This window comes from Streptomyces sp. NPDC005438 (genome assembly GCF_040606315.1).
In the GTDB taxonomy this organism is placed as follows: domain Bacteria; phylum Actinomycetota; class Actinomycetes; order Streptomycetales; family Streptomycetaceae; genus Streptomyces.
The window spans coordinates 445,080-460,598 of record NZ_JBEXEP010000005.1; the positions used below are offsets into that span (position 1 = coordinate 445,080).

At 73.3% G+C, this 15,519-nt stretch carries 16 protein-coding genes and 1 pseudogene; 9 read left to right on the forward strand and 8 right to left on the reverse strand.

Translation table 11 applies throughout. From position 1 onward, the window contains the following. Positions 1-43: 43 nt before the first annotated feature. A complete protein-coding gene (locus ABZT14_RS14185) occupies positions 44-1,054 on the forward strand; it encodes a CHAD domain-containing protein (protein WP_356301281.1) in 1,011 nt (336 codons plus the stop codon). A 508-nt stretch (positions 1,055-1,562) separates the two neighbouring features. On the opposite strand, the gene ABZT14_RS14190 is transcribed toward ABZT14_RS14185, so the two are convergent. Then, entirely contained in the window at positions 1,563-1,754 is a 192-nt protein-coding gene (locus tag ABZT14_RS14190) for a DUF397 domain-containing protein (protein ID WP_356301174.1), read from the reverse strand. 236 nt (positions 1,755-1,990) lie between these two features. Between ABZT14_RS14190 and ABZT14_RS14195 the strand changes: the two genes are divergently transcribed. The 8 genes from ABZT14_RS14195 to ABZT14_RS14230 all read left to right on the forward strand — a co-directional run bounded on the left by ABZT14_RS14195 (position 1,991) and on the right by ABZT14_RS14230 (position 8,558). After that, on the forward strand, positions 1,991-2,269 hold the full coding sequence (locus tag ABZT14_RS14195; protein ID WP_356301284.1) for a hypothetical protein: 279 nt from the start codon (positions 1,991-1,993) through the stop codon (positions 2,267-2,269). Then, the gene (locus ABZT14_RS14200; protein WP_356301177.1) at positions 2,250-2,768 is read left to right on the forward strand and encodes a DUF6879 family protein; all 519 of its coding nucleotides are present in this window, start codon (positions 2,250-2,252) and stop codon (positions 2,766-2,768) included. The genes ABZT14_RS14195 and ABZT14_RS14200 overlap by 20 nt, the downstream gene beginning before the upstream one ends. Positions 2,769-2,772: 4 nt before the next feature. Next, positions 2,773-3,621 (forward strand): helix-turn-helix transcriptional regulator, encoded by an 849-nt coding sequence (locus ABZT14_RS14205; RefSeq protein WP_356301180.1) that lies wholly within the window; start codon positions 2,773-2,775, stop codon positions 3,619-3,621. Positions 3,622-3,875: 254 nt separating this feature from the next. After that, the gene (locus ABZT14_RS14210; protein ID WP_356301183.1) at positions 3,876-5,042 is read left to right on the forward strand and encodes a hypothetical protein; all 1,167 of its coding nucleotides are present in this window, start codon (positions 3,876-3,878) and stop codon (positions 5,040-5,042) included. Positions 5,043-5,361: 319 nt separating this feature from the next. After that, positions 5,362-6,681, forward strand: a complete 1,320-nt coding sequence (locus tag ABZT14_RS14215) for a hypothetical protein (protein ID WP_356301186.1) — start codon at positions 5,362-5,364, stop codon at positions 6,679-6,681. Continuing rightward, entirely contained in the window at positions 6,681-7,265 is a 585-nt protein-coding gene (locus ABZT14_RS14220; RefSeq protein WP_356301189.1) for a hypothetical protein, read from the forward strand. Before ABZT14_RS14215 ends, ABZT14_RS14220 begins: the two co-directional genes overlap by 1 nt. 14 nt (positions 7,266-7,279) lie before the next feature. Then, positions 7,280-8,020, forward strand: a complete 741-nt coding sequence (locus ABZT14_RS14225; protein WP_356301192.1) for an ATP-binding cassette domain-containing protein — start codon at positions 7,280-7,282, stop codon at positions 8,018-8,020. A 118-nt stretch (positions 8,021-8,138) separates the two neighbouring features. Then, complete coding sequence (locus ABZT14_RS14230; protein WP_356301195.1) at positions 8,139-8,558, forward strand: NUDIX hydrolase; 420 nt, start codon at positions 8,139-8,141, stop codon at positions 8,556-8,558. Between the two features lie 34 nt (positions 8,559-8,592). Here ABZT14_RS14230 and ABZT14_RS14235 read toward each other — a convergent pair whose 3' ends face one another. From ABZT14_RS14235 to ABZT14_RS14265, 7 genes and pseudogenes are all read right to left on the reverse strand, one after another. Next, positions 8,593-9,267: a hypothetical protein gene (locus ABZT14_RS14235; protein ID WP_356301198.1), complete on the reverse strand. Its 675-nt coding sequence runs from the start codon at positions 9,265-9,267 to the stop codon at positions 8,593-8,595. 33 nt (positions 9,268-9,300) lie between these two features. Further along, complete coding sequence (locus ABZT14_RS14240; RefSeq protein ID WP_356301201.1) at positions 9,301-9,993, reverse strand: demethylmenaquinone methyltransferase; 693 nt, start codon at positions 9,991-9,993, stop codon at positions 9,301-9,303. A 66-nt stretch (positions 9,994-10,059) separates the two neighbouring features. Then, the gene (locus ABZT14_RS14245) at positions 10,060-11,319 is read right to left on the reverse strand and encodes a hypothetical protein (protein ID WP_356301204.1); all 1,260 of its coding nucleotides are present in this window, start codon (positions 11,317-11,319) and stop codon (positions 10,060-10,062) included. A 317-nt stretch (positions 11,320-11,636) separates the two neighbouring features. Then, a complete protein-coding gene (locus ABZT14_RS14250) occupies positions 11,637-12,299 on the reverse strand; it encodes a hypothetical protein (RefSeq protein WP_356301207.1) in 663 nt (220 codons plus the stop codon). A gap of 151 nt (positions 12,300-12,450) precedes the next feature. Then, a complete protein-coding gene (mqnC, locus tag ABZT14_RS14255) occupies positions 12,451-13,647 on the reverse strand; it encodes a cyclic dehypoxanthinyl futalosine synthase (RefSeq protein WP_356301210.1) in 1,197 nt (398 codons plus the stop codon). A 131-nt stretch (positions 13,648-13,778) separates the two neighbouring features. After that, entirely contained in the window at positions 13,779-14,582 is an 804-nt protein-coding gene (locus ABZT14_RS14260; protein WP_356301213.1) for an alpha/beta hydrolase, read from the reverse strand. A 46-nt stretch (positions 14,583-14,628) separates the two neighbouring features. Further along, a pseudogene (locus ABZT14_RS14265) lies at positions 14,629-15,519 on the reverse strand (hypothetical protein); the annotation flags it as partial.

A 15,519-nucleotide genomic window follows, 5' to 3' on the forward strand; every position in this document is an offset into this window, starting at 1 on the left:
CACCGTGCCCCGGATCGCGGCGCCCGCCGGCCCGCCCGCCACGGTGCCGCACCCCGGGGAGGCGCCGGTCCTGACCGACTACCTGCGCGCCCGCGCCGCCGACCTCCTGCGCGCGCTGCGCGACCACTCCGAGGCCTCCGGCAGCGCCGACCGCGCCCCCGAGGAGGCCGAGGCGGTACGGCGACTGGACCGGGCCGCCCGCCGGATCAACGCCACCCTGGAGACCTTCCACCCGCTCCTCGACCCCGACTGGGCCGACCGGCTCCGCCCCGAACTCGGCTGGCTGGCCGGCGTCATGGTCCGCGAACACGTACTCGCCAGCCGACTGGAACGCCTGCTGACCGCCCTCCACCGGCTGGCCAGCGACCCCGGTCCCGCACCCGCCGACACCGCCGGCCTGGTACGCGGCGCCCTCCCCGGAGGAGCCGCCCGGGCCGCCGCCCTGCTGGAACGCCAACTGACCCTGGCCCGCACCCGCGCCCACTCCGCCGCCCTCAGGTCCCTCGGCTCCTCCCGCTTCCACGCGGTGGCCGACGCGGTCGCGGTACTCGCCTCCGAGGTACCGCTCGCCGACCCCGGCGAGCCCGCCCGCTTCCGTACCGGCCCCCTGGCCGAGGCCACCGGAGCGGCACTGCGCGAGGCGGTGGCCGAACTGTCACCCCCCGCCCCCCACCCCTACCGCGCCGAGGGCCTCGCCCACGTCCTCGTCGCCGAGACCGCCGAGGACCTGTCCTGGCGCCGGGTACGCCTCCGGCTCGCCCGACACCGCTACGCCCTGGAGGTCACCCCCGCCCCACCCGCCCTGCCCCAGGGCACCTTGGTGTCCGCCGGCGAGGTACTGGAACGGCACCGGGACGCGGCGGAGGCGGCGGCAGCCGCCGCCGAGGCCGCCCGCACCCCCCGCATCGCCCCGGCCACCGCCTACGCCCTCGGGGTCCTGCACGCCGACCAACGGCACCAGGTCGAGGCCACCCGCTTCGCCTTCGGCCAACTCTGGAACGCCACCCCCGAGTCGGCTCACCCCGAGTCGGGTGGCCGGGAGTCGGGCGGCTGAGGGGCGGGTGACCCCGAGGGGGGCCCACCCCGAGCGCGGTGACCCCGAGGGGACCACTTCGCGTCGGGTACGCGGGAACGACCCCCGACCGTGGGGTGAGGGGGTGAGGGGGTGAGGGGGTGAGGGGGTGAGGGGGGAGGGCCCGCACGGCGGCCTCGGCCGTGGGTGAGGGGTGAGGGGGGTCGCGCGGGACCCTGTCTCGCCGGGGGAGGGGGCTGGACCAGGCGTCGGGCGGTGCCCCGGGTGTTGGGGTGCCCCGGAGGGCTCGCCGGTCGGCCACTGTCCCTGGTGGTGCGCCAACTTCGGTGTGGGCGTGGGGCGTTGACCTGGTTGAGGGCCGCCCCCCCCGGGAGGGGGCGACCTTCGCCGGTCTGAGGGGCGGGGCGTCTTCAACCCTTGTGGGTTCGCGACCGCGCCCTTCTGCGCTCCCGCTGCCCACGGAAGGCGCTGGGGCCCCTGTCAGCCGAACGCGGAACCCCCACCCCGTCGGGGTGGGGGCCTTGGGATGTCATGCCTTGAGGGACTCCAGGAAGGCGCCCCATGCCTCGTCCGAGGCGACCAGAGCCGGCAGGGACACGTCCTTGGAGTCCCGTACCGGAACGATGCCGGGGAGACCGGCGGCAACCTCAACACAGGCATTGCTGCCGTTGTCGGAGTAAGTCGACTTCCGCCAGTCCGCGTTGCTCAGATCGATCCGCATTTCCCACCGCTCCTCATACGCGATCAGAACCCTCATCGGCTGCCCCAGGGGGCGGAGCCACCGTCTTCCGTGGAGTGATTCCCCTGAAGGGCGAGGCCAGTCGTCGTTGTCACCCGCCCCACCTGGCTGACCACGTCGACGCTCCCGGTGTGCTTCGGTGCTCTCTTGATGCTGCTCACCCGGGATGGTGAGGCTTTTCCAAGGCCGGGGGATCCGCTATCCAGCAGGGGGTGGAAGTGTCGTACACGTTCCTGGGAATCATCAGTAACACTCCGACTGACGAGTCCCCGACGATCTGGCTCGACTCCGAAACGGGAGACCTGCTGATCCAGTCGTATCGGGCGACGCCGGACGAGGTGAGGAAGTGCCAGGAGGTGGGTTCCGTTCCCGGGCACTCGACCGAGGTACCGGACCACGAGGTGATGGTCCGCCTGCCCGCTGAAATGTTGCAGTACATTCACCAACTCGCGGACCAGAGCAACGGAGAGATCGACAGTGCGACCCCCAGCGCGTAGCGCACTCGCGGAAGCACGACAGTCCGCGGTGCACATCGAACTGCGCGACGGATACATGGCCGACGACCCCGGGTTCCTCGCATGGCGGGACGGTGTACGCCTGGATCCCGCCGACCGGGGGGAGTGGTGGGGAGGTTGGCACGACGCCGTGGCCGACGCGGTCGCCCGGGGGGTCGAGGTGCGGCGCGTGCGAGTCGTGTCCGAGCCGCTGAGTGACTACGTCAGGTACGAGTACGACGTGACGTTCACGAACCTCGCGGCGGGCGAACAGGTGCGTTGGCTGCCTCGTCGCAGGGCGTCGCGCCTGTTGCTGCCGGCGACGGACGGGTGGGTGTTCGACCGGAAGCTCGCCCTCCTCCACCACTTCACCGGGGACGGCCAACTCGCCGAGGACGGGCGGGAGTACGTCGAGGAGGCGACGTGCGTCCAGCGGTTCGCCGACGCGGTGGAAGAGGCGTGGGACCTGGCCGTCCCGCACGAGGACTACCGGCCCGTCTGAGATCGTGGCGCGGTCACCGTCCTCCAGTGCCCAGCGGGCCCGGCAAGCTCTCGCGGACCGGCTCGCGGAACTGTGTCGGGACGCGGGACACACCGGCGCCACCCTGGCCGCCGAGTGCGGCTGGCACCCGTCCAAGTCGTCGCGGGTGATGAACGCCAGGACCCTGCCGTCCGCCGACGACATCAGAGTGTGGGCCCGCGCGTGCGGAGCGGAAGAGCAGGCGGCGGACCTGATCGAGTCCCTGCGTTCCGCCGAGGGCATGTGGATCGGCTGGCGGCGCATGGAGCGTACCGGGCTGCGACAGGCCCAGGAGAGACGTCTTCCGCTGTTCGAGCGTACGTACCGGTTCCGTGCCTACTCCTCGTGGTTCGTGCCCGGTCTGCTCCAGACGGCCGCCTACACCGAGGCCGTTCTCCGGGCCGTACAGAGAAGACGTGTCGCGGTCGACGACGTGGCCGAGGCGGTGGCCGTTCGTATGGACCGTCAGCAGGTTCTGACCGAGGGCTCGCGCCGGTTCGCGTTTCTGGTGGAGGAGTCCGTTCTGCGCAACGGGCCGTGTACCGCCGACGCCCTGCGCGCCCAGCTCGACCGTCTCCTCGACGTGGCGAGCCGGCCGCACGTCAGCCTGGGAGTGGTGCCCGCGTCAACCAGCCGTCGGCGTATGCCGGTTGAAGGCTTCTGGATCTTCGACCAGGAACAGGTGAACGTCGAGTTGGTCGCGGGGTACCTCACCGTGACGGAGCCGAGTGAGATAGCGGCGTACGAGGACACGTTCGTCCAGCTCAGGCGTCAGGCGGTGTACGGCGAATCGCTGCGAGCCCTGGTCGCCGAGGTGCGGAGCGGCCTCCGGTAGTGGTGCGCAATCCGGTGCAATCGAGGGGGAGTCGGGCGCTCGCGGCCCCTAGCGTGGTCAGTGGTTCGACCCGGGCCGCGTTGAGCGGATCCGCGTCGCCTCGTTGGGATTCTCCCCGTACAAGGAGGTACGCGCATGTGCGTGGTGTGGACGGTCGACGACGGCAAGCACGGAGGGCCACCGGACGACAAGCCGTGGACCCCGCCGCCGCAGCCGCCGTCTCCCGACGGTTCCCGGCCGAGGTGAGTCAGGCCATGGACCAGCGGGAGATCGCCCGCGCGGAGCTTGAGGTCATGGGGGCGTTCCGGTCCCCGGGCCTCCGGTCGGCCTTCGACGCCGTCGACCGGGAGGCGTTCGCCCCGGCCCGGTTCTGGGGGTACGACACCGACGAGAACGGGCTGCACGAGGTCATCGACAGGTCCAGGGACGAGGACGCGTGGCGGTGGGCGGTGTGGGGCACCCACCGTTCCCTGATCACGCAGATCGACGACGAGGTGACCCCCGAACAGGGGCCGGCCCGGGGCGAGTTCACGTCCTCGATCTCGGCACTGGACATCGCCTTCGAGAAGCTGAACCAGCTTGACGTGCGGCCGGACCACCGTGTCCTGCACATCGGTACGGCCTCCGGCTACGACTCCGCGCTGCTGTGCGAACTGGTCGGCGGCGACCGGGTGACGACGATCGAGTGCGATCCCGTCCTGGCGGCCCGTGGAGCGGCCAACCTGGAAGGGGCCGGCTACGCGCCCACGACGGTGAACGGTGACGGGTTGGTCGGTTGGCCACCCCGTGCGCCGTACGACCGGATCATCGCGACGGCGGCCGTGCGCCACATCCCCGGGCAGTGGCGTCGGCAGGCGGGCGAGAGCGCCGTCATCCTGGCGCCGTTCAACACGCTGTTCGCCGCCGGTGGCCTGTTGCGGCTCGTGGTCAGCGGCGGGGTGGCGACGGGGAGGTTCGTCGGCGGGGCCTGTTACCTGTGGGCCCGAGGCCATCGGCCCCGGAACCGTCTCCACCCGCCTGACGTGGCGTGTAGGGAGAGCTCGGTGATCGACCCCGAGGAGGTGTTCGCCGGGGACTGGTCCCAGCGGTTCGTACTCGGCCTTCAACTGCCGGACGTCGCCTACGCCCACCGGGGAGAGGGGCAGCGGAGGCAGTCCCAGCTCTGGGACGAGGCCGGGACGTCGGTCACCGTCGTCCGCCACGGTGAGTGGTGGCGGTCGGGCGCGGTGACCGTCTACGGGCCACGGAACCTGTGGGCCGAGTTGGTCCGCGCGTACTCCTGGTGGCGGCGGGAGGGGCAGCCGCACCTCCAGCGGTTCGGCCTGACGGTGGATGACACCGGTACGCATCCGTGGCTCGACGACGCGGCGAACCCCCTGGGGCAGGAAGCCAAGTCGGGGGCCCTGCCGGGGAGTTGGTGACCGCCCGGGCTTCCGCCAGGTCGGAGCGGCTCCGTACGGCGGGCGCCCCCCGGCAGCGGGCGTCGGCCGAAGGGGGCACCGAACTCGCGGACCCTCCCCTTCCGTTCGTGCGCGAGGGGGAACGGGCCACCGCTTCCTAGGGTGGGAGCACTGTCGGGCGAACGCGGGGAGGGACGCACAGACCAACAGGCCCACTGGCGTCGGAACGGGCCCCGCCTCGCGGGTGCGGAAGGCCGTGGTCCGCGCCAGACCATCGCATGGGTCCACGGGGGCTCCGGGGAGTCGGGTGCCTGTGGCCTTCTCCCCGGAGCGCGTGTTCATGAGGTTTCGTACCGTCCTTCGTTCCAGCAGTGCCCTGTGGGCCTCTCCCGTGGTTCTGGCGCTGGTCGTCCTGTACCTGTACGTGGTCTTCACCGAGGACTACGCCCACAGCCGGGGCCCGATCGACTACGCCCCGACGGTGGTCTCCCTGGTACTGAACCCGGCCTCCGCCATCGCCTACGCCGCCGCCTCGGCGTTGGCCGCCTGGGAGGCCGGACGGCTGACGAGGGGCCAGGTCTTCCTGCTGGCGCCGGCCCGAAGCCGCTTCACGGTGGCCCTCCAGGTGCTGGTGCCGGTGGTGGGGCTGGCGTGGCTGACCGTACTGACACCGGTGGTGGTGGGCCTGGTACGGGAGGGGTTGGGGTTCCCCCTCGACGCGCTCCCACTGGTGGTGATGCCGCTGGGGGTCTGCTGCGCCCACGCGGTGCTCGGCTTCGCGGTGGGCCTCCGGGTGCCCCGACTCGTGGCCGCGCCGGTGCTCGCCGTGGGGGTGTTCTACGTGGTCGTCGCCTCCGCCTCCTCCGGCGAGACGATGTGGCCACGGCACCTGGCGGGCCAGTACTTCGGGGTGGTGGGCTTCGGCAGCGCCCTGCCCTGGGGTTCGGTCGCCCCGCACCTGCTGTTCGCCGGAAGCCTCGCCACGGGCGTCCTGCTGCTGTGGGTCACCCCCGGCCACCGGCGCCTCCGCCCACTGGTGCTCGCGCTCGCGGTCGCCGTCGGGGTCACGGGCACCCTCGCCGCGTACCACCAGGTCAGGGACTGGGGGCCGACCGCGCCCGAGGTGGCCGCCCCGGTGGACTGGAGCTGTGTGAACTCCGCTCCCCGGGTCTGCGTGCCCTCCGCCGGGCGGGCCGACCCCCGGCGGGCCCAGGCCGAGGTCATGGCCCCGCTGGCAAGGCTCCGCGCGGCCGGTGTCCGCACCCCGGAGCCGGTGTCCGTACTCGACAGTGTCGCGGAGCACCGTTCCGCCGGTACGGCCACGCGCTGGCGGCTGCCGCTGACGTCGAGCCAGCGTGCGGGTACCACCTCGTACCAGGCGCTGCGCCGGGTGAACGAACTCCCCTGCGCCGAACCCCGGGACGAGCTGGCGGCCCGCAGCACGGGACTGTGGGCGGCCCGGGTCACCGGACTGGAGAAGCCCTATCTCCGGGAGCAGCGCCGGGAGTTGGGGCGGACGGACGGTGGCGACAGGTTGGTGCGAACCGCCCGGCGGACGGTGGACGTGGTGCGGGCGAAGTCCGCGCGGGCACAGAGTGCCTGGTACCACCAGCAGCGGGAGCGGGCCTGTACGCGGTCCTCGACGGGGGAGGACGACTGATGCTCTGGTGGCTCAGGGCCCGTCGCGTCACCACGTACCTGTCGGGCGCGCTCCTCGCCTTCACCGTCCTGACGGTCCTCCTCCAGGACACCGTCGCCCGCCTGCCGTCCTTCCTCACCGGGGGCGACAACCCCGTGGTGGCCATGCTGCTGGTCCCGGTGCCCCTCTACGCCACGCTGCTCCTCTGCCTGGAGAACCGGCTTCCGGCCGAGGCCACCGCCGTACGTACGGTCCGGCTCTGGGACGTCGGGCTCGCGCTCGCCACCGTGGCCGCCGCGAGCCTGGTGGGCCTGGTACTCGGAGCCGTTCTCGACGCCCCGGCCGCCCTCTCGCTGGGGCGCAACACCGCCTTCCTCTGTGGACTGGCCCTGTGCGTACGGCCGTTGACCGGTCCGGCGGGGGTGATGGTGCCGGTCGCCTGGTTGACGGCGGTGATGCTGTTCGGCTTCCGGCAGGGGCACCCGTTGTTCTGGACGGTCCTCCCCCGCGAACCGGGTGACCCGGCCTCCCTGGTCGCCGCCACGGTCTCCCTGCTGGTCGGCCTCCTCGCCCTGGCCCTGCACCGACCCCCCACCCGCACCTGAACGGGACGACACCCATGAGCCTCCACCTGGACTCCTGCACCTTCGCCTACCGCCCCTGGGCCCCTCCGATCCTCAGGGACCTCAGCTACGAACTCCCCCCGGGCCTCACCGTGTTGCTGGGCCCCAACGGAGCGGGGAAGTCCACCCTGCTCAAACTCGCCGCCGGCGTCACCCGCCCCCGTCAGGGGACCGTCACCCACGAGGGCGTGCCCTCGCACCACCGCACCTTCCGGGCGGCGGTGGCGTGGATGCCCCAGCAGATCACCGCCATGGGCGGGCTCACCGCCCGCGAACAGGTCGCGTACACCGGCTGGCTCAAGGGCATGAACCGGCGCGACGCCTGGGACCGGGCGGCCGGCGCGCTCGCCCGGGTGGAGCTGACGCCCCAGGCGGACACCCGGACCGGGAGACTCTCGGGAGGACAGCTCCGCCGGGTCGGCGTCGCCTCCGCCCTGGTCCACGAGGCGCGCGTCCTGCTGCTGGACGAACCCACCGCCGGCATGGACCCCCGCCAGCGGCGCCTCTTCCGGGACCTGCTGGTCCCGCTCACCGAGCACGTCCGGGTACTGCTCTCCACCCACGACGTCGCCGACCTGGCCGAGGAGGCCCACCACGTCACCGTGCTCGAACGGGGAACCGTCACCTTCGACGGCACCACCACCGGCTTCCTCGCGCACGCCCCCACCGGTACCGCGCCCGGACGTCAGGCCGAGGCCGCCTACGCCCACCTCAGTGAGCCTGACGGTTCCCTCTGAGGGGGCAGTTCCACGTCGCCACCCCCTGGACCGCCACCCCGGAGGGGTGGGGGGCGTTTCGTTCCGGGGTGGGGGTGGAACATCGAGGCCGAATCGGCGTACACGGAGGAGGCCATCGATGTCCGATCCCCACCCCCTTGACGAGCCGGTACGCGCGGCTGGCTGTGTGCTGTGGCGGCCGGGGGAGGAGGCGGTGGAGTTCGCGGTGATCCATCGGCCCAAGTACGACGACTGGTCGCTGCCCAAGGGCAAGCTGCACCCCGAGGAGTCGTTCCCCCTGGCGGCGGTCCGGGAGGTGCGGGAGGAGACCGGTATGGACTGCGCGCTGGGCCTCCAACTGCCCACCGTGCGCTACGTGTCGGCGGGCCGCCCCAAGGAGGTCCACTACTGGACGGCCGAGGCGACCCAGGGGGCGTTCCGGCCCGGGCCCGAGGTGGACGAGATGGAGTGGCTGCCGGCGGGGGAGGCCCGCGAGCGGCTCACCCACGAGCTGGACCGGGGCACCCTGGACGCGGCGGTGGAGGCCCTGCTGACCTGAACCGCGTCGTGGCTGAGCCGCCCCTCGGGGCGGCTCAGGGCTGGGGGTACCGCTCGAAGACGGGGCGGGCGAGGGCCACCGACTCCGCCCACTCCTCGTCGGACAGCACCCCGGGGCCGATGTACTCCTCGAAGAAGTTCTCCAGGGTGAACTCGTGGCCGAGCAGGTACTCGTCCGGGACCAGTCCCGCCTCGAAGGCCGGGTTGAGGCCCTCCGCCGCACAGAGGTCCAGCAGCCCCCGGGCGAAGTGCCACTGTTCACCGTCGAACCAGCACGCCCCGGACACCAGCAGCAGCGAGGCGCCCGTCTCCCGGTCGGTCACGGTCAGGTTCTCGTAGGCGTCGGTGCGGTCCCCGGCGTACCGCATCAGGTCCTCGGGCACCCCCCGGTACAGGTCCCGCAGGTTCGCGAAGTCCCTCCCGTTGTTCTCCCGGCCCACGTGCAGTTCGCTGTCACGGCTGAGGCCGAGCAGCAGTGCCCGACCGTCGTCGGTGACATAGAGGGTGTTCGAGGAGCCACCGGAGTCGTTGCAGGCGTACCGGGTCGCGTTGCCCAGCCGGTACGACGGGGACGCGGACACGTACAGCGGGATCACGGCCGCCAGGTCGGTCACGACCGCCGCCCGCCGCCGCAGCTCGGGCAACGGGGTGTCGTTCAGCGCCGCGAGGATGCCCTCGGGCCGGTCCCAGTCGTACGTCGTCTCCGCCACGGCGGCATCGTAGCCACCCCGGGCCGGTACCGCTCAGGGGCGGTAGGCCCGGTGCAGGGCGACGATGCCCCCGGTGAGGTTGCGCCAGGCCACCCGGCCCCAGCCGGCCTTGCCGATCAGCCGGGCCAGTTCGGGCTGGGTGGGCCAGGCCCGGATGGACTCCGCGAGGTAGACGTAGGCGTCCGGGCTGCTGGACACCGCGCGGGCGACCGGGGGCAGGGCCCGCATCAGGTACTCGGTGTAGACGGTGTGGAACGGCCCCCACACCGGGTGGCTGAACTCGCACACCAGCAGCCGCCCCCCGGGTTTGGTGACGCGGCACAGCTCACCCAGCGCGCCCTCGGTGTCCTGCACGTTCCGCAGCCCGAAGGAGATGGTCACCGCGTCGAACACCCCGTCCCGGAACGGGAGTCGGGTGGCGTCGGCGGCGACGAACGGCATCCACGGGTGGCGCCGGCGGCCCTCCCGCAACATGCCGAGGCTGAAGTCGCCGCAGACCGTCTCGGCCCCGTCCTCGGCGAACGGCAGGGAGGAGGTGCCGGTACCGGCGGCCAGGTCCAGCACCCGTTCCCCCGGCCGGGCGGCCACTGCCCGCCGCACCTCCCGGCGCCACAGCCGCGCCTGCCCCAGGGACAGCACGTCGTTGGTCAGGTCGTACCGTGCCGCCACGTCGTCGAACATGGCGGCCACCTCGTGGGGCTGCTTGTGCAGGTCTGCTCGGCTCACCCGGCCATTCTCGCCCATGGCCCCGGCCGTCGGCCGGGACGCCCCCTCGGCCCGGCTCCATCGCGTTCAGTTCCCGGGGCGTACGAAGACCCGGTCGGGTTTCCCCTGGCGTTCCAGTCGGAAGGAGTCGCCGTCCTCGGCCAGCCGCAACCGGAACTCCCGGGGTGGGCAGTCGGCGGTCCGCTTCCCCTTCAGTACCCGGGGCTCGCTGTTCGCGGTGTCGGTGAGCAAGTCGACGTGGGCGACGAACAGTTCGACCCGTACGACGCAGGTGCCGCCGCGCCGGTCGGTGAAGGTCGCCCGAGGGTGGCCCGGCCGCTCCTCGGTGAGGGTGACCTTCGGGCCACCGTCCTTCGGCCGCCACTCGCCACGCCACGCCCGGTCCAGCGCGGGGACCGGCCCAGGCGGTTCGGGGAGCTTCCGTTCACGGGAGTCGGGTTCGGTGCGGGTGAAGCGGAGCCGGGAGACCTGGAAGGTGAGGGCGTCCCCCTCGGCGTTCAGCTTCACGAAGTCGTCGGTGCTCCAGCCCGGGCACTTCGGGGAGTAGGAGCCCCGGTCCCGGTGGACCTCGGTGAACTCGCCCACCCGGCGGGAGTTGGGCCACAGCGCGACCCGTACCACGCATTCCGTGCCGTCGGCGCGGAAGAAGGTGGCGACCCCGCCCCTGCCACGAGGTTGGACGGCCAGGCGCCACGAACCGTCGCCGGTCTTCCAGCTCCCGTGGAAGTCCCGGTCCAGCCGCTTGGGCGGGCGCTTCCTCGTACGGGGGCCGGTGAAGCCGTCGTCCCTGGTCCACCACAGAGTGGTGACGGTCTTCTCGGTGTACGCCAGGAAGGCGGCGGTGCCGCCACCGTCGGAGACGTTCACCCGGTCCCAGCCGTCGGAGTCCTTCACCAGGCGGGTCCGCCACTCGTCCAGCCCTTCCGCGCCGACGGCGGCCAGGGTCTCCTCCGGCGGCTGCCCCACCCCGGTGGGCGGCCCGAAGTCGGCGTTCACCGCGACGGTGCCCTGAGAGGAGGCCAACTCCACTTCCTGGCAGGCCTCCTGGTCACTGGCGTGCAGCTTCCGGGGCCGGGACCAGTCGCCCCCCGAGGGGCGGTGGCGTTCGCTGAGCACCCGCCGGCCGGAGCGGTCCGCGCACCGGACCTCCACCCGGGTGCCGTCGGGCAGGGTGAGCGACGCCCCGCCCTCGCCCCGGGCGCGCTGGTCCGCGCCGGTGGGCGTCCTGGGTGGGGTGGCCCCCTCGTCTCCGCAGGCGGCCACCAGCGGGGTCAACAGCAGCAGGCTCCCCGCCGTGGCGAGTGCCCGCTTCTCCCGGTCACGCATCGGACCTCCAGCTCACCGGCCCCTGGGGGCGGGCCCGTTCCCACGGTCTCGTTCGTACGGTGCTCCCGGGTGGGACCGCCCCGGGTCCGGCGCGGTTGCCCGGGGTGACCGGGACGAGACCGGGTTGATGTCCGACGGTGTCCGGGGTCTCCCGAGGGGCTGCCGGAAGGGCACGGCCCCTCAGCGGTTCCGGTACGGGAGTCGGCCGCTGGGCATGGCGGCCGGGCGTCTGGGTGGGTGCCGCCTCCGGTCCGGCGTGGTCGCCCGGGACGGATGGGTCGCCGGCCGAGGGTGTGACCCCTCAGCTCAGGGGCGCGTCAGCGGCCCCGGTACAGCAGCCGGCCCCCGACCACGGTGGCCCGGCACTCCGGTCGGTCGGTGCCGCCCCCGAGCCGGGTTTCGGCCAGGTCCCGTGCGGTCAGGGCGAGCACCGTCAGGTCGGCCGGGGCGCCGGGGGCCAGCCGGCCGAGCAGCACCTCGTCGAGGGGAGCCAGAGCCAGCGGGTCCAGTACGGGGCCGGCGTCGGAGGGGGCGGCGTACGAGGGCGGGCGGGACCTCAGCCCCGAGCGGCGTACCGCGACCTGGACGGGCGGGCGGTGGAAGGGGCCGGTCACCTCGGTGACCCCGTGGCGCAGCAGCCGTTGCAGGCCCCGTCGGGCGCTGCCGCCCCAGCGGGTGTCGTCCGGTGCGAGGGCGTCCAGGGCGGGGCCGGTCAGAGGCTGGTCGCCCAGTGCGGCGTACTCGCGGGGGTCGGGGTGGTAGGCCGCCTCCAGCAGCGGGCCGGTGTGGGGGTGGGTGAGGCCGGGCAGCAGCAGCCCGGCCCAACTCCGTACCCGCGCGGTGGGGTTGGCCTCCCGCAGCCGTTCCAGGGGGCCCAGGTCCAGGACGCGGTCACCCTCCACCAGCACCGCGCCGTCGGGTACGGGCTCGGCGCCCAGCGCGGGCAGCAGTTCCTCCGCCGCGTGGAGTACGCGGGTCAACGGGCCGGCCCCTCGGGGCGGTCGACCACCGGGCGGTACGTGTGCCCGGTGGCCGGGGCCGTCAGCCGTCGAAGCACCGCTTCGACTCCCTCCGCCGTCTCGTGCCGTGCCGTGGGTGTGCCCCAGGGGGTGTCCGGTGGCCCGCCCGGGGTCAGTTGGCCTCGACCAGCTTCAGTTCGGGGTGGGCGGTGCCGCCCTCGATGGCGGTGGAGGACAGGTGGGAGACCACCCGGTCGTCGGTGGGGTCCTGGGCCGGGTCGTCGTGGACCACCAGGTGTTCGTAGGTGGTGGCCCGCTGGGCCGGTACCCGTCCGGCGTCCCGGATCAGGTGGAGGAGTTCCAGCCGGTTGGAGCGGTGCTTGGCGCCGGCGGAGGAGACCACGTTCTCCTCCAGCATCACCGAGCCGAGGTCGTCCGCCCCGTAGTGCAGGGACAGTTGGCCGATCTCCTTGCCGGTGGTCAGCCAGGAGCCCTGGATGTGGGCGACGTTGTCGAGGAACAGCCGGGCGATGGCGATCATCCGCAGGTACTCGAACAGGGTGGCCTGGGTCTGGCCGCGCAGCTTGTTGTTGTTCGGCTGGTAGGTGTACGGGATGAAGGCGCGGAAGCCGCCGGTGCGGTCCTGTACGTCGCGGATCATCCGTAGGTGTTCGATGCGTTCGGCGTTGGTCTCGCCGGTGCCCATCAGCATGGTGGTGGTGGATTCCACGCCCAGGCCGTGGGCGATCTCCATGATCTCCAGCCAGCGTTCGCCGGACTCCTTGAGGGGGGCGATGGCCTTGCGGGGGCGGGCGGGGAGGAGTTCGGCGCCGGCGCCGGCGAAGGAGTCCAGTCCGGCGTCGCGGATGCGGCGGATGGCCTCCTCGGGGGTGACGCCGGAGATGCGGGCCATGTGCTCGACCTCGGAGGCGCCCAGGGAGTGGATGACCAGTTCGGGGTGGGCCTTCTTGATGGCGGCGAAGTGCTTCTCGTAGTACTCCACGCCGAAGTCGGGGTGGTGTCCGCCCTGGAACATGATCTGGGTGCCGCCCAGTTCGACGGTCTCCGCGCAGCGGCGCAGGATGTCGTCCAGGTCCCGCACCCACACGTCCTCGCTCTTGGGCGGGGCGTAGAAGGCGCAGAACTTGCAGGCGGTCACGCAGGAGTTGGTGTAGTTGATGTTCCGCTCGACGATGTAGGTGGCGATGTGCTCCACCCCCGCGTACCGGCGGCGGCGCACGGCGTCGGCGGCCCGGCCGAGCGCGTGCAGCGGTGCCGAGCGGTACAGGTCGACCGCCTCTTGGGGCGTGATGCGGCCACCCTCGGCGGCGCGGTCGAGTACGGACTGCTGGTCGACGTCTTCGGACACCGGGCGGTCCCTTCGGGGTGGCGGCGGGGCGGTACGGCCCCCACGGGGGCGCGGCGCCGGGCGGGCGGCGCCGGTCCAGCGTACGTCAGCGCCTCCGGCGCCCCCGGGGTGAGGCCGGCCGCCCGAGCCGTCTACCGGCGTTGCCCCAGTTCGGCCATCAGCTGCCGCACCACCGTCTCGCTGGGGAAGTGGGAGGGCTCCGACTGGTCGGTGAGCCGGGCGTCGGGCAGCAGGTCGGCGGTGGCCCGGGCGGCCGGGTAGGGCACCTGGTCGTCCCCGGGGGAGTGCCACAGCCGTACCGGTGCCCGGACCTCGGACAGCGCGAAGCCCCAGGGGCGCACCTGGAGCTTGGCCTCCCGGGCCGGGCCCAGGTGTCCGTGCCCCGCCATCTCCTCCAGCGCCCCCAGCAGGGTGGGCTGGCCGGCGAAGGTCCGGGCGAAGCGGGGTGCCGCCTCGGCGAAGCTGGCGGCGACCTCGGGCAGCGGGGCGTCCCGGTAGAACTCCCAGGCCCGCAGGGAGCTGTCGGGGTAGTGGGCCCGTACGGCGTCGTCGTAGACGTACGGCAGCCCGGACAGCACCCACACCCCACGGACCCGTTCGGGCAGCCGGGCGGCCAGGGCGTAGCAGTAGGGGGCCCCGGCGGAGACGCCGGCCACGTCCAGGTGCTCCACGTCGAGGGCGTCCAGCAGGCTCCGGGCCATCGGGGCCCAGTCACCGACGGCCGTCATGGGTACGGGCGGGGAGGCGCCGTAGCCGGGGCGTTCCACCGAGATCACCCGTATCCCCTCCCGCCGGCCCAGCTCGTCCCACAGGGGCGAGGAGAGGCTGCCGCCGACCAGGCCGTGGTGCAGCAGCAGGGGGTGGCCGCGCGGGTCGCCCCACTCGCGGTAGCCGAGGGTGGCGCCCTCCTGGTGGACGGTTCGGGGTACGGACATGGCGCTCCTCGGGTCAGGGGGCCGGGCGGGGCCGGGGTGGGGCCGGCTACTCCAGCCGTTCCAGGGTGCCGGTGGGACGGCCGCCGCGTTCGTCGTGGGACCGGAACTCCAGCCTGCCGTCGCGGTAGGTGGCCTCCTCGCGGTCGCTGCCGCCGGAGCAGACGGCGGTGTCCCGGGCCCGGGTCTCGACGGTGATCCGGTTCGCGGTGGCCTTCTTCAGCACCCACTTGCCGGGGCAGGAGGCGCCGGCGAGGCTGACCTTGCTGGTGCCGACCACCTGCCCCTCGCGGCCCTGGCGCAGGGTGACCACCAGGGTGCCGCCGGGCAGTCCCCGGCGGGTGGTGAGTTCGCCCTGCCAGGAGCCGATGAACTTCCCGGGTACCGCGCCCTCGGCCTGGGTGGGGGAGGGGCTGGGGTCGGGGTCGCCGTTCGCGTTCTTGCCGCCGGTCCACAGCCCGGGCCACCACACCGCCGCCGCCAGCAGGGCCAGGACCAGGGCCGCCGCGCCCACCAGCAGCCGACGGCGCCAGGGGCGGGGGCGCGCCTCACCACCCGGCTCGGGCTCGGCCGACCCCTCGCCGGCCGGGGTGGGGGTGTCCGACCGCTGCCGCTTCTCGGGGGGACCTGCCGGTGGGGGCGCCGGTGGCTCGGGTGACCGCTGGCGGGGGGCGACGGTGATCTGCTGGGTGGGGGTGTCGTACGGGCCCTCGCGCGGGTCCCTGGGCCTGACCGGGGTGGCCCGGTCAGCGGAGACCTCGGCCGGGGTGCCCGCCTGGTCGCCCCCGTTGGTCTCCAGCCGGGCCAACTCCGAGGCGCGTTCGCTCAGTTCGTCGGCCAGGGGTCCGGGGAGCCAGTCGTTCTGGGTGAGGGTGTGGGGGGTGGTGTGGGGTCCGGTGAGGTAGTCGATGACCTGTTGGGGGGTGGGGCGGTGGTGGGG

Coding starts and splice junctions, on each gene's coding strand:
- ABZT14_RS14190 (WP_356301174.1), bottom strand. CDS start 1,754: ATGCGGATCGATCTGAGCAACGCGGACTGGCGGAAGTCGACTTACTCC.
- ABZT14_RS14210 (WP_356301183.1), top strand. CDS start 3,876: ATGGACCAGCGGGAGATCGCCCGCGCGGAGCTTGAGGTCATGGGGGCG.
- ABZT14_RS14215 (WP_356301186.1), top strand. CDS start 5,362: ATGAGGTTTCGTACCGTCCTTCGTTCCAGCAGTGCCCTGTGGGCCTCT.
- ABZT14_RS14220 (WP_356301189.1), top strand. CDS start 6,681: ATGCTCTGGTGGCTCAGGGCCCGTCGCGTCACCACGTACCTGTCGGGC.
- ABZT14_RS14225 (WP_356301192.1), top strand. CDS start 7,280: ATGAGCCTCCACCTGGACTCCTGCACCTTCGCCTACCGCCCCTGGGCC.
- ABZT14_RS14230 (WP_356301195.1), top strand. CDS start 8,139: ATGTCCGATCCCCACCCCCTTGACGAGCCGGTACGCGCGGCTGGCTGT.
- ABZT14_RS14245 (WP_356301204.1), bottom strand. CDS start 11,319: ATGCGTGACCGGGAGAAGCGGGCACTCGCCACGGCGGGGAGCCTGCTG.
- ABZT14_RS14260 (WP_356301213.1), bottom strand. CDS start 14,582: ATGTCCGTACCCCGAACCGTCCACCAGGAGGGCGCCACCCTCGGCTAC.